Raw genomic sequence first — 13,688 nt, 5'->3', positions numbered from 1 at the left:
AAATTAGAATTAGTTCTCAATAAAAACTGTAATTCAGATTTGAAATTAATAAAAAATATTCAGTCCATCGCAAAGAATGTGATACTGCACGAAGCTATTGCTTTACAGAATCTTGTTGAAAGGATTGATGACGAATTTGAAAAATGCGTATATGCCATTTTAAATTCCGGTGGACGGGTCGTTGTTTCAGGAATAGGTAAAAGTGCAATTGTTGGACAGAAAATTGTGGCAACTTTAAATTCTACTGGTACTCCGGCGTTATTTATGCACGCTGCGGACGCTATTCATGGGGATTTGGGTATGATCCAGGATAACGATGTCGTTTTGGTATTATCAAAAAGTGGTGATACGCCAGAAATAAAAGTGCTTGTTCCATTATTGAAACGCACCGGAGTTCCGATCATCGCGATGGTCAGTAATACGGATTCTTACCTGGCACAGCACGCTCAATTTATTTTGAATGCATACGCGCCAAACGAAGCAGATTCACATAATCTGGCGCCTACAACGAGTACTACTGTTTCCATGGCCTTAGGTGATGCGCTGGCTATTTCATTACTGGAAACGAGAGGATTTACACGTCAGGATTTCGCGAAATTCCATCCCGGTGGAGCGCTTGGCAAACGTTTGTATCTGAAAGTCTGTGATATTTATCCAAACAATACACTTCCGATTGTTGATGAAAATGCCACGTTAAAACAGGTAATTATGGAAATTACTTCCAAAAGGCTTGGTGTTACTGCGGTGAATAATGCCAAAGGGGAAATGGCTGGAATTATTACGGATGGAGATTTACGACGCATGTTAAATCAGCATTCCGGCGAAGAACTTTTGCATTTAAAAGCTTGTGATATCATGACAGCGTCGCCCATTTGTGTTGATCCGGAGGATTTTGCAGTGAAAGCCCTGGAGATTATGCAGTCAAAAAGTATAACACATGTAGTTGTGGTTGAAGGAAAAATCGTAAAAGGATTTGTTCATCTGCACGATTTGCTGCGCGAAGGACTGGTATAAAAATAAAATCATACGTAAAAAAAGGCTTGAAAATTGAAAGTTTTGCTTTCTTTTTTCAAGCCTTTTTTATTGAAATTATTTTCCCGAAATTATCTCAAACGGTTCGATTGCTGAACTGTTTTTTCGTCTTTACGGATGTAACGGTTTGCCATCACGTTTGCTATCATGGCCGCTATCAGACCATAAAATCCTATGGTATAATCACCAGGAATCTGCGGATCGAATAACTTGGCTGCTTTGTAAAAAGTTAAATAAATAACAAGTCCTAGAAGCGTACTCATCAAAATAGAATTAACCGCGCACAAGGCTGACTGCAAAACCCGGTTACGAAATTTAACCAGTGCAAAGGCAGAAACGCCGGCAATAACAATGGCAAGAACCAATAAATAAGGAACCGAATCAATATTTGACTGAACCGGATTGATCTGATGTGTCATTTTCAAAGCTGTTAAAGAGATCTGCTGATCTCCTGCGGCAGCTGTTTTAGTCCAGACAGGAAAGGAAATGAAAATGCCCATTCCTATAATTGTAAGGGCCAAAAAGATGGATTGAATGCGTTGCAACATGGGTATTATAAATTAATCTTTATTTGAAGATACAAAAATAGGATACTTTAATCTTTAAGCCAAAAAATGAAATTGCATGGATTCTTAATCCTGATCTTCGACTTCGTTTTTATTGTGACAGAATTGTAAAAAACCGTCTATACACTTTGTGGTTTTTGTCTACAAGCAATTCAATAGTCACACTTTATGGAAATTGACAAAGTACATTTTGAAAACCTAAGCAGCCTCATTAAGGAAACCAAAGTAAAGATTGCCCGGTCCGTGAATGCGGAGCTTGTAAATTTATATTGGCAAATAGGGGAATATTTGAGTAAACAAATACGGGATCAAGGTTGGGGAAAGTCTGTTGTAGTTCAATTTGCTAATTATCTTCAAATGACCGAGTTCAGTGGACCTGGTTTTTCGGACAAGAATTTATGGCGGATGAAGCAATTTTATGAAACATATCATGATCATCCAAAACTCTCAGCACTGCTGAGAGAAATTACCTGGACAAATCATTTATTGATTTTTTCTAAAACAAGGACTATTGAAGAGAAGGAATTTTATATCCGGCTTTGCGTAAAGGAAAAGTATTCTTCCCGTGAATTGGAAAGGCAACTTAATAGTGCAGTATTTGAAAGGACAATGTTAGGAAATGCAAAACTCTCATCAACGATGAGAGTTTTGTCAAAAGATATTGGAAGTATTTTTCGAGACAGTTATGTGCTGGAATTTCTGGATTTGCCAGAAACGCATGTCGAAAAAGATCTAAAAAGTTTGATTGCTGCAAACATTCGTACATTCTTACTTGAATTTGGTAAAGATTTCGCCTTTTTGGGAGAAGAGTATCGATTACAAGTTGGCAATCATGACTTCTTCATTGACCTTTTATTTTACAATCGGTCACTAAGTTGTTTGATAGCAATTGAATTGAAAGTTGTCGAATTCTCACCGGAGCATTTGGGGCAACTCAATTTTTATCTTGAAGCCCTTGATAGAGATGTCCGAAAACCAAGTGAAAATCCCAGTATTGGCATTCTCCTCTGTAAAAATAAAGATGAAACGGTTGTTGAGTACGCTTTAAGTCGCACCTTGTCTCCGACTTTGGTTGCTGATTATCAAACTAAGTTACCTGATAAGAAAATTTTACAAGCTCACTTACAGCAACTATTTAATTCCGGATCTTCTGAATTGGAATGAAAGTTAATCAAACAACAACATCCCCATACAAATCAAACTCCTCCGCATTATTGATTTTCACATTGGCGAAATCTCCCAAACGAACATACTGACTTGCGGGAACGAGCACTTCATTATCAACTTCGGGAGAATCAAATTCTGTGCGGCCGATAAAATGCCCGCCTTCGATCCGGTCAAACAAAACTTTGTAGGTATTGCCGATTTTCTGCTGATTTAATTCAAAAGAAATTCCTTGTTGTAATTCCATAATGGCATCAGCACGTTCCTGCTTGATTTCAGCAGGAATATCATCCGGCATGGAGTAAGAATGCGTATTGTCCTCATGCGAATACTGAAAAGCGCCCAAACGGTCAAAACGCATTTTTTCAACAAATTCATAGGTTTCATCAAAAAGTGCTTCTGTTTCTCCCGGGTGGCCAACAATTAATGTCGTACGTAAGGTGATTTCCGGTAATTTCTCGCGAATAGAATAAATCAAAGATTCCGTTTTCTCACGGGAAATTCCTCTGCGCATGGATTTTAATATTTCAGATGAACCTGACTGCAAAGGCATATCCAGATATTTGCAAATATTGCTTCGTTCCTTCATCACATCCAGAACGTCCATTGGAAAACCAGCCGGATAGGCATACTGTAACCTGATCCACTCAATGCCTTCAACATCAGAAAGTTGAGCCATTAAGTCGGATAGATTTCTTTTTTTATAAATATCCAGACCGTAATAAGTAAGATCCTGGGCGATCAGAATTAATTCTTTAGTTCCACGTTTGGCCAGTGATTTTGCTTCCTTTACCAATTCATCAATCGGGCGGGAAACGTGGCCTCCACGCATAATAGGAATAGCACAAAAACTGCAAGGTCTGTCGCAGCCTTCGGCAATTTTCATGTAGGCATAATGCGTAGGCGTTGTGAGCAGACGCTCTCCGACAAGTTCGTGTTTGTAATCTGCTTTCAGCGTTTTGAGTAAACGTGGAAGTTCATTGGTACCAAACCAGGCGTCAACCGTCGGAATTTCAACAGAAAGCTCGTCCTTATAACGATGAGATAAACATCCTGTTACATAGACTTTATCAACAATTCCAGCTGCTTTTGCATCAGCATATCGAAGAATTGTGTTGATGGATTCTTCCTTGGCATTGTCGATAAAACCGCAGGTATTAATGACTACAATCTGGGAATTATCCTTTTTTGATTCATGTGTTACATCGAATCCGTTTCCCTTTAATTGAGTATATAAAACTTCAGAGTCAACCAGGTTTTTTGAGCAACCAAGCGTGACAATATTAACTTTATTTGTACGTATTCCTTTGGTTTTCATAAGATGTAGCTATCGGCGGTTAGCTTTTAGCTATTAATTTTTATTGAATAGTAATTCATCACGCAACCGGAAGTCAGAAAAGTTTCCTGTGAAGTAGTTGATAATGAACGGTCAAACGGGGTGCAAAGTTCGTGAAAAATTCTTGGAATAACGAAATTAGCGAATAATAGGAAATCGTTTTATAATTTCTTCTCTCGGAATTTTATTAAAATACTCAAAGATCCAAAGGACGCCTTTGGTTTTAGATGTCAAAATTAATTCTTCACCACTTGTAAAGTTTAAACGATAATAGCAAAACGGCATTTTGTAATTATCATTAGTGAAAACTTCTACTTTTTTGATATCATGTTCGCGGATAATATATTCCTTTGAAGGGGTTTGGATAAAAATTGTTTTGGTTTCAGGTTCAAAGGAAAGAATTACATTTCTTGTGTGCTTCCAGTAATTAAATGAAAGATACAAGATGTAAAAGGATCCGCCTATCATGATCCCTATAACAGTAAAGAAAGTGACATATACCCACCAGTGATGAACGGTAAAAGCACTAATAGTTGTTCTAATCAACGACGAAAAAATAAGGGTGCCCATGACAGCTAAATACGCACCGAAAATTATATCAAGCGAGAAGAAATAATCGAAAACAGAAGTTTGAAAAGTACGTGGAGTGGAAAATATAGAATTGGTTTCTTTGCTATGTTTTAACAAAAAATAAATCATGAGAGCAAATGGCCCTAAAAGAAGAACCATGGTGAAAGCTACAACAAACAATGTTTCACCATTAGTCATTATCAGATCTTCTTAAACAAAGAATCAACAAATTCACTTCTGTCAAAAACCTGTAAATCTTCCATTTTCTCACCTACACCAATATATTTGATTGGAATTTTGAATTCGTCAGATATCCCGATCACTACGCCACCTTTTGCTGTTCCGTCAAGTTTGGTGATAGCCAGGGCTGAAATTTCAGCAACCTTTGTAAACTCACGTGCCTGAATTACAGCATTTTGACCAGTGCTTCCGTCAAGTACCAAAAGAACTTCATGAGGCGCATCCGGGATGATTTTCTGCATCACGCGTTTGATTTTCGAAAGCTCGTTCATCAGATTAACTTTGGTATGCAATCGTCCGGCAGTATCGATAATGATCACATCAGCCTTGATTTCCATTCCGCGTTTCAAAGCGTCATAAGCAACGGCCGAAGGATCCGTATTCATCCCATGATCAATCACAGGTACGTCTACACGTTTCCCCCAAAGTTTTAATTGTTCAACAGCCGCTGCACGGAAGGTATCCGCCGCACCCAGCACAACTTTGTGGCCGCGGGAATGAAACTGATGTGCAAGTTTTCCAATGGTAGTCGTTTTTCCAACGCCATTTACACCAACCACCATGATTACGTATGGCTTCGGTAAATGTTCTGTTTCGAAACTATCAGTAACATCAACAGATTTATTTTCCGTAAGAAGCGAAGCAATTTCTTCACGAAGAATGATATCAAGTTCTGCCGTCGTTGCGTATTTGTCTCTTGCGACGCGCTCCTCAATACGCTTGATAATTTTTACAGTTGTTTCAACACCAACATCTGAGCTGACAAGAATATCTTCAAGTTCGTCGAGCACATCTTCGTCAATAGTGGTCTTCCCTACTATTGCGCGTGAAAGTTTGCCGAAGAAACTATCTTTGGTTTTTTCAAGACCCTTATCAAGCGTCTCTTTTTTTTCTTTTGAAAAAAACCCAAATAAACTCATAGTCAGATGTGTAGGTTAAAAATCTAATTTTGTTAGTATGCCAAAAGTATCACATTACTCTTGCATGAATGTTTTTACAACCCAAAAATAAAACAAAAAAGTCCCTATAGGGACTTTTCGGGCAATCTAATATCAAAACCTTTGAAACATAAGGGAAAAATCACCTTAGTTTTTAAGGGCACCTTGTACGCCATCGATAGGCACCATTTCTTCTTTGAAGGTCCAGGCTCCTGTTTTTGGAGACTTAACGGCTTTAATCACTTTGGCAAATGATTTACCGCCTTCTTTTTTCAGGGTAGCAACTACTTTCTTTGCCATGTCTGTATATAGTTAATATGTTATTGTATATATTAAATGCTATTGTAATTACGACATATTACCAACCTCTCGGACGGCAAACATTGAAAGTAATTACTTAATCTCTTTGTGAAGAGTATAACGTCTTAGGAAAGAATTGAATTTTTTCAATTCCATACGACCTGGCGTATTTTTCCGATTTTTTGTCGTTATGTAACGTGACATTCCTGGTACACCCGTAGTCTTCTGTTCGGTGCATTCCAATATAACCTGTACTCTATTACCTTTCTTAGCCATTACTTTACATCGTTTTACAAATAGGACTGCAAAAGTAAGAAGATTTCATATTATTTAAAAAACATATTTCGAATAAAATTTAGATAAATAATAAATTTCAAGAATTTAAATTGAATATTTTGTTGTTAAATTGTTGATTATAAGAATTTTAAATCGAATATTAAATTTACAGCAAATAAGGATTTATGATATACAATAGGGAAATCTAAGACAAACTTGCTTTCTTCGTGTAGTGATTAATCGACTAAACCGATAATCTGGCGGAAATACTTTAAATATGTTTAAAAAAATGGCACTTAAAAAATTTACTTCTCTGGCAACAATTGCCATAGCTGCCTCAATCTGGATTGGCTGTTCTTCTGAGGAAGACAAAGCCAAATACGATACTTATTATGGTACAGGCAGTAAAGCGCGCGAAGCAACTGCGCTGACAGTTCTTCAGGCTGAAAAAAGAGATACTCCTGTAAACGATACAGAAAAAACGCCTGCGGCTGCCACTACGCCGGCAGCAGCAACAGACACAACAAAGGCTGTACCAGCCGCTGAAGGTGCAACACCGGCCGCGGAACCGGCCGCCGATGCAAAACCAAAACGCAAGCCTGTGCCTGCTGATGTATCAGCTTTGTTGAACAAGCACGCATGTTTGGCTTGCCACAATCCTTATGACAAAATTATCGGCCCTCCTTACGCTGAGGTTGCCAAAAAGAAATATTCAGTAGATCAGATTGTTGAACTGGTTCATGCTCCAAAGCCTGAACACTGGCCTGGTTACCCTCCAATGGCTCCGATGGCGCACGTTCCAAAAGCAGATATCGCTGTGATTGCAAACTGGATAAACTCGTTATAAGTTGATTTAACGCAGTTTATTATAGAAAAAACGGGTCGTTCATATGCTGGACGACCCGTTTTTGTATCTTTGCCTTAGAATTTTGAACCAACATGACCGAAAGCATACTCAATCCAACGGAGCTGACCGAAGAACTTATTGCCACTTACGAAACGGTAATAGGTCTTGAGGTACATTGCCAGCTATTAACAGAATCGAAATTATTCGCTCAGGACCTGAACCGTTTTGGGGCTGAACCCAATACCAATATAGGGCCATTAACGTTGGCGTTACCGGGAACTTTACCCAAACTGAATAAAAAAGCAGTTGAATATGCAGTTCGTATGGGACTTGCTTTGGGATGTTCTATTAGCAGACGTACAATTTTTGATAGAAAAAATTATTTCTATCCGGATCTTCCGAAAGGGTACCAGATTTCTCAGGATAAAAAACCAATCTGCGAAAATGGCGGAATTACGATTTCTGTAAAAGGAAGTGATGGAAAGTTATATGAAAAATACATTCGTTTTCATCATATTCATTTGGAAGAAGATGCCGGAAAATCCGTTCATGATGGAAGTGATACAGACACGTTACTGGATTATAACAGAGCAGGAACTCCGTTGGTAGAAATGGTTTCCGAACCGGATTTGAGATCGGCGGAAGAAACGGGTGCTTTTGTTACTGAGATCCGACGTTTGGTGCGTTATCTGGATATCAGTGACGGAAATATGGAAGAAGGTTCGCTTCGTTGTGATGTGAACGTTTCGCTTCGTAAAAAAGGTGAAACAAAACTGGGGACGAAGGTGGAGGTGAAGAATATGAACTCGATCCGGAATATGATGCGTGCGATCAACTTTGAAACACGCCGCCAGATTTCGATGCTTGAAAACGGTGAAACCATTCATCAGGAAACCCGGATGTTTGATGTCGAAAGCGGAAAGACATACGGAATGCGCGTAAAGGAAACGATGAATGATTATCGTTATTTCCCGGATCCGGATTTAAGTCCTGTCGTTATTTCGGAACAATGGTTAAGTGAAATTACGGAAGCAATGCCAGCTTTGCCGCAGGCGTTACGGGAGAAATTCACAAATGTTTACGGTGTTCCGGTTTATGATGCGTTGGTTTTAACGGATACCAAAGAAATGGCCGAATATTTCGAAGCTGTTTGTGCCAGAACATCCGCTTACAAAGCGGCATCCAACTGGCTGATGGGTTCTGTGAAATCGTATGTGAATGAGCATGATGGAAACACTGAGTCGTTCCCGATTTCAGCACAGATTTTAGCCGAACTGATTGAGCTGACAGAAACAAACCTGATCAGTAATTCTGTTGCCACACAAAAAATATTTCCGATTCTTTTGAATGAGCCGGAACGTTCGCCAAAAGAAATTGCGACAACAAATAACTGGCTGCAAAACAGCAATACAAATGAGTTGGAATCGTTGGTAGATGAGGTTATTGCGTCAATGCCGGATAAGGTTGCAGCTTACCGGAAAGGTAAAAAAGGTCTGTTAGGTTTATTTGTGGGAGAGATCATGAAAAAATCGAACGGGGCTGCGGATCCAAAGATGGTAAACCAGTTGCTGGCAGCGAAGTTATAATCAATACACTTTACATTGGAGAATATTGACAAAGGAAATTATGAAGAAACGCATTAAAACCGGCTTTTTAATCTTAGGATTGGCCTTAACGGGTGTCTCCGTAATGGCCCAGATATCTCCTAAAAGTTTTACGATTAACGGAAAAGTTAAAAATGGCTCGGCGGGTGAAAAAGTATTGTTAAGTCAATCTTTGGTAACCGGAACGGCTATAAAACTGGATTCGGCGAAAATGTCTGCTGACGGCTCTTTTACAATTAAGGGATTGGAAAAAGATGGTGGCAGTTTTTATTTGCTGAATATTGCTGATCGCCAAAAAATTGTTTTGCTTTCGGAAGGTGGAGAGACTTTCAATATTGTTGCTGATGGATTTGACAAAGACAGTAAAGGAAATCCGGGAAAAGTAGAAATTACGGGTTCAAAAAATATGGACTATTATGCTAAGCTAGTGGATATAAACCGTAGCATGGGCGCGAAAGTGGCTGTCTGGAACGATGAATATGCCAAGGCAGAAGCAAAAAAGGATGCCAAGAAAATCCAGGAAATTCAGAAAGCATACCAGGGAGCGGAGCAGGAACAGGTAACTAAAATTAAAGCGTTAATCCCGGAAATGGGAACATCGCTGGTTGCAATTTTTGCGGCAAATAACTTTTTAAATCCAGAAACCGATCTTCCTATGTTGCAGGAAGTAGCCAAAAAATTTGAAAATGTGAAACCTACGCCAAAACTGGCAGAAGCATTTATTGGTCAGATTAAAAGGATCAAAGGCATTTCTGTTGGTGATGAAGCACCGGATTTTACATTGAATGATCCGGAAGGAAAACCAGTTGCACTTTCTTCCCTGCGCGGAAAATTTGTTTTAATTGATTTTTGGGCCTCCTGGTGTGGCCCTTGTCGTATGGAAAACCCGAATGTGGTTCGTATGTATGACAAGTTCAAAAGCAAAGGTTTTGATATTTACGGCGTTTCGCTTGACAAAGAAGCAAATGCCTGGAAAGCGGCTATTAAGAAAGATAACCTGACGTGGATTCACGGTTCAGACCTTAAATTCTGGAATTCTGTTGTAGCCCAGACTTATGGTGTAAGTGCAATTCCGCAGACTTATTTGTTGGATAAAGAAGGAAAAGTTATAGCAAAAAATCTTCGCGGACCTGCGCTGGAAGCCAAACTGACGGAGCTTTTGGGGATGCAGTAGTTGATTGAAAATATTGGTAAATAAAAAATCTGTGGGACGTTTCTCACGGATTTTTTATTGAAAAACTGGTTGGTTTTTATTATTTACTCTTCATAAAAAAACTGCAAAGGATCTGGAAATTTAAAATTAATATCATAGAATAAATTTAATTTTTCAGCAGATATAATTTTAAAATCGGGCCTGTTTTCCGGCTCCTGAAACGTTGGTGCTTCCCAGCCAAATTGTGTGCATGATTTAATATAGATTTCCTTTCTGATGGGATGTAGAGGAGCTACAATGTTGAAAGTTTCATTGACCACACCCTTTTTTAGAATGGCTGTAATGATTTCTACCGAATCATCCCGGTGAATATAATTGACCGGGATTGAGCCGGTTGTCATATCTTTTTGTCCTTTCACATATTTTCCCGGAATCCGATTATAGCCCAATAACCCTCCGTGACGTAAAATTGAAACATTAATTTTTCCCCGAAGATTTATCAATAGATTTTCAGCTTCAACCATGGCCGGTGAAGGAGATTGTTCCGGTGAAACTACATCACTTTCTATAACGATACGGTTTAAATCAGGATAAATACTGGTTGAACTGATATATAAAATCTCTGTAATTGTAGAATTTTTTATATGTTCAATAACCGACAGAATTTGTCTTGGATGAAAGTCAGGTTCATTTTTTGATAATCTTGGAGGGATAGAAATAATTAAAGTATCACAGTCAAAAAAAGACTTTATATCATCACCATTCCCCGAAATTTCCGGGTTCAGATTGAACAAAAATCCTTCAATTCCTGATGCTTTAAATGTTTCAATCTTATCCGCAGAAGTTGTACTTCCTTTGACCTGTGATGAAATATCGTCACCTATCAATCGTTGAGCTAAGGGAAAGCCCAGCCATCCACAACCTAAAATGCTTATCCGTTTTTTTTCTACTTTTGTATTTTGATCAATCATGATAATTCGTTTCTTCGAATGTTTTATATACGCACTTTAATTATTGTCAGCTGTCTTGCATTGGGTTTCTTATCCTGCAAAACCGATACTAAAAAAGAATCGGTTTCTGATTCCGGTTCGTTGCAGGTTACGGTACGCACAGAAAATCTGTATGAAGAACTGTTTGCCTGTAAGTCTGTAACAGACGTACAAAGTTTTCTGGATAAACATCCGTATTTGTCTGATTGGTATTTTACCGATGCGCCAGTCGCCAAAGCTGAGTTGCCGGCCCATCTTTTTCAGATTCTGCAAAATAATGATTTTAGAGCATTCAAAGTACAGCTTGATTCAATCATCGGCGATAGAAATGTGTCGATCATTAATCCACTGAAAGAAGCGTTTGGACAAATCGCGAAATTCTATCCGCAGTTTAAAGCACCGGAAGTAAAGTTTATGGTAACCGGTTTTGCAGGAAACGATCTGTATATTTCTGATTCGCTGATCGTTATCGGACTGGATTATTTTGGCGGGCCGAAAGCTATGTATCGTCCTGACGTGTACGATTATCAGTTAAAACGTTACCAAAAGGAATACATCGTTCCTTCGATCATTTTCTTTATGTCAAATAAATATAACCTTGTCAACGCATCCGACCGCACGCTTTTAGCGGACATGATCGGTTATGGGAAAGGCTACGAATTTGTAAAACAAGTAATGCCAAATACACCCGACAGTTTGATTTTAGGATATTCAGAAGAAAGTCTTACAAGAACATACAACAGTCAGGAAGCTATCTGGTCATTTTTTGTGTCAAATAAATTATTGTACGAAAACACAGATCTTAAAAAACAGAAGTTCATAGGTGAGCGACCATTTACAACCGAAATTGGGAATGAAGTTCCGGGAGGTATCGGACGTTGGATAGGCTGGCGGATCGTAAGCCGGTACGTGACCGAAAATCCAAACGTAACGCTGCCGGAGCTCATGAAAAATGATAATGCTGCGAATATCCTGCAAGCGTCCGGTTATAAAGGACAAAAGGATGAGGAGGAGTAACTTTTTTGTTTACTTTTGCCAGTACTAAAATATAGAAGTTGGTTAGTAGAAGCGAAAAATTGAAGAGCGCTCAAAACTTTCAACTCTCAACTTTTACTAAATAATGCCTATAACCCTTTTTATTTTCCTGGCAATTGTTCCCGGCTTCGTAGTCGTCGGCGTATATCTTGAACGGAAAGTTTCTGCTTTTATTCAGGACCGGCTGGGACCTATGGAAGTGGGTAAGTGGGGTTTGTTACAGCTTTTCGCGGATCTTTTGAAGTTGCTTCAAAAGGAAGATATTGTACCAAAAGCTGCTGACCGCTGGCTTTTTCTCATTGCACCCATTGTTATTTTTGCATCCGTTTTCACAGGTTTTGCAGTAGTTCCACTGGCTCCGGACCTGGCCGGTTCAGGCGCCGCGGTTGGTGTTTTTTTCTTATTGACCATTGTTTCTGTGGACGTAATCGGCCTGTTGATGGCGGGTTGGGGATCCAATAATAAGTTCGCCTTATATGGTGCGATGCGCGCCGTGGCACAAATTATTTCTTACGAAGTGCCTTTAGGATTATCAATTCTTTGTGTGGTGATGTTGTCCCAAACGCTTGATTTACAGATTATCAGTTTTCAACAGGGAATTTACTCGGGAGAAACCGTTTATCTTTTTGGCATGAGAAGATTTGGTATCGATGTAACGGCCGTAGGTGGATTTCTATCCTGGAACATCATTAGAAACCCATTTTTACTACTCGCATACGTTATCTTTTTCATTGCTTCACTTGCCGAATGTAACCGTGCTCCATTCGACTTACCCGAAGGAGAATCCGAATTGGTTGCAGGTTTCCATACCGAATATTCAGGCATGCGCTGGGCCTTATTCATGTTATCCGAATATGGCATGATGCTGCTCGTTTCGTTACTTGGAGCCATTCTTTTTCTTGGGAGCTGGAATACACCATTTCCCAATATTGGCCCGATAAAACTTGCCGACTGGACAAGTGGTGAGCCCGGAACCTGGTTTGGTTACCTGACAGGTGCGTTCTGGTTATTGGGAAAGGCGTTGATGGGCATTCTTGTCCAAATGTGGGCACGCTGGACACTTCCCCGTCTTCGCGTTGACCAGCTTATGTATTTAGGATGGAAAGTATTGATTCCGGTCGGACTGGTTTTATTCTTTATTTCCGGAGTCTGGAGATTATTGGGGATTTAAACTTTCCAATTAATCAACTATTTCAGCACCATCCAGAATATAATTCATCTTGTAAATATCGTCAGCATTTAATTGCAGCGTTCCTTGGAAAGTCAGCCTTTCGTCAGTTTTGAATTTTCTGGTTCCTTTTTTAAAGTTTAAAGTCATAACCGTTTCAGGTCCGGCTCCCCCGCAGAAAAAACAGGCACTGAATGGAAATGCTGACAGAACATATAAATTCGCATCCAGATCAACCGGAAGAATATATCCTGTAATCGTTACTGGCTGATTTTTTAACTTCTGAACACTAGGGCCAAAAGTTGGATGCAGCATATAAATGGATTCTTCTGCGTACCATTTTTTCTTAAACGTAACATCACGCAAAGTTTCCCAGGTCAGCTTTGCCGGCGCAGAAGCGGGTGTAAAGGAAAATAAAGAAGTAAGTAGCAAAGCAAGTGTTATGAAACGAATAGATTTCATGGGATATA

At 39.3% G+C, this 13,688-nt stretch carries 15 protein-coding genes; 7 read left to right on the top strand and 8 right to left on the bottom strand.

The genetic code is table 11. From position 1 onward, the window contains the following. The first annotated feature begins 39 nt into the window (after positions 1-39). Positions 40-1,014, top strand: coding sequence for an SIS domain-containing protein (locus LXL81_RS18690; protein ID WP_234648282.1), 975 nt, complete (start codon positions 40-42; stop codon positions 1,012-1,014). An 89-nt stretch (positions 1,015-1,103) separates the two neighbouring features. Here the strand turns inward: LXL81_RS18690 and LXL81_RS18685 are convergent, their stop codons facing one another. After that, a complete protein-coding gene (locus LXL81_RS18685) occupies positions 1,104-1,580 on the bottom strand; it encodes a DUF4293 domain-containing protein (protein ID WP_234648281.1) in 477 nt (158 codons plus the stop codon). Positions 1,581-1,766: 186 nt separating this feature from the next. Between LXL81_RS18685 and LXL81_RS18680 the strand changes: the two genes are divergently transcribed. Continuing rightward, positions 1,767-2,762, top strand: a complete 996-nt coding sequence (locus LXL81_RS18680) for a YhcG family protein (protein WP_234648280.1) — start codon at positions 1,767-1,769, stop codon at positions 2,760-2,762. A 7-nt stretch (positions 2,763-2,769) separates the two neighbouring features. Here the strand turns inward: LXL81_RS18680 and rimO are convergent, their stop codons facing one another. The 5 genes from rimO to rpmG all read right to left on the bottom strand — a co-directional run bounded on the left by rimO (position 2,770) and on the right by rpmG (position 6,422). Next, positions 2,770-4,080 carry a 30S ribosomal protein S12 methylthiotransferase RimO gene (gene rimO, locus LXL81_RS18675; RefSeq protein ID WP_234648279.1) on the bottom strand — a complete coding sequence of 437 codons (1,311 nt, stop codon included), beginning with the start codon at positions 4,078-4,080 and terminating at the stop codon, positions 2,770-2,772. Between the two features lie 156 nt (positions 4,081-4,236). After that, positions 4,237-4,866, bottom strand: coding sequence for a hypothetical protein (locus LXL81_RS18670; RefSeq protein WP_234648278.1), 630 nt, complete (start codon positions 4,864-4,866; stop codon positions 4,237-4,239). 2 nt (positions 4,867-4,868) lie between these two features. Then, entirely contained in the window at positions 4,869-5,828 is a 960-nt protein-coding gene (gene ftsY, locus LXL81_RS18665; protein ID WP_234648277.1) for a signal recognition particle-docking protein FtsY, read from the bottom strand. A 165-nt stretch (positions 5,829-5,993) separates the two neighbouring features. After that, a complete protein-coding gene (locus tag LXL81_RS18660) occupies positions 5,994-6,146 on the bottom strand; it encodes a DUF4295 domain-containing protein (RefSeq protein ID WP_159469047.1) in 153 nt (50 codons plus the stop codon). Between the two features lie 93 nt (positions 6,147-6,239). Continuing rightward, entirely contained in the window at positions 6,240-6,422 is a 183-nt protein-coding gene (gene rpmG / locus LXL81_RS18655) for a 50S ribosomal protein L33 (protein WP_137341032.1), read from the bottom strand. A gap of 289 nt (positions 6,423-6,711) precedes the next feature. On the opposite strand from rpmG, the gene LXL81_RS18650 reads away from it, so the two are divergent. The 3 genes from LXL81_RS18650 to LXL81_RS18640 all read left to right on the top strand — a co-directional run bounded on the left by LXL81_RS18650 (position 6,712) and on the right by LXL81_RS18640 (position 10,047). Beyond that, positions 6,712-7,269: a hypothetical protein gene (locus tag LXL81_RS18650; protein ID WP_234648276.1), complete on the top strand. Its 558-nt coding sequence runs from the start codon at positions 6,712-6,714 to the stop codon at positions 7,267-7,269. 92 nt (positions 7,270-7,361) lie between these two features. Beyond that, positions 7,362-8,855, top strand: coding sequence for an Asp-tRNA(Asn)/Glu-tRNA(Gln) amidotransferase subunit GatB (gene gatB, locus LXL81_RS18645; protein ID WP_234648275.1), 1,494 nt, complete (start codon positions 7,362-7,364; stop codon positions 8,853-8,855). Between the two features lie 40 nt (positions 8,856-8,895). Further along, positions 8,896-10,047, top strand: a complete 1,152-nt coding sequence (locus LXL81_RS18640) for a TlpA disulfide reductase family protein (protein ID WP_234648274.1) — start codon at positions 8,896-8,898, stop codon at positions 10,045-10,047. Between the two features lie 83 nt (positions 10,048-10,130). Here the strand turns inward: LXL81_RS18640 and LXL81_RS18635 are convergent, their stop codons facing one another. Next, entirely contained in the window at positions 10,131-10,997 is an 867-nt protein-coding gene (locus tag LXL81_RS18635; RefSeq protein WP_234648273.1) for an NAD-dependent dehydratase, read from the bottom strand. A gap of 18 nt (positions 10,998-11,015) precedes the next feature. On the opposite strand from LXL81_RS18635, the gene LXL81_RS18630 reads away from it, so the two are divergent. Beyond that, the gene (locus LXL81_RS18630; protein WP_234648272.1) at positions 11,016-12,032 is read left to right on the top strand and encodes a gliding motility protein; all 1,017 of its coding nucleotides are present in this window, start codon (positions 11,016-11,018) and stop codon (positions 12,030-12,032) included. A gap of 103 nt (positions 12,033-12,135) precedes the next feature. Then, a complete protein-coding gene (locus LXL81_RS18625; RefSeq protein WP_234648271.1) occupies positions 12,136-13,221 on the top strand; it encodes a complex I subunit 1 family protein in 1,086 nt (361 codons plus the stop codon). A 9-nt stretch (positions 13,222-13,230) separates the two neighbouring features. Here LXL81_RS18625 and LXL81_RS18620 read toward each other — a convergent pair whose 3' ends face one another. Continuing rightward, positions 13,231-13,680, bottom strand: a complete 450-nt coding sequence (locus LXL81_RS18620) for a DUF3299 domain-containing protein (protein ID WP_234648270.1) — start codon at positions 13,678-13,680, stop codon at positions 13,231-13,233. Positions 13,681-13,688 lie beyond the last annotated feature (8 nt).

The organism is Dyadobacter sp. CY356 (assembly GCF_021440195.1).
Classification (GTDB): Bacteria; Bacteroidota; Bacteroidia; order Cytophagales; family Spirosomataceae; genus Dyadobacter.
Note: the sequence above shows the minus strand (reverse complement) of the source record. Positions and strands in the feature narration are given on the sequence as shown.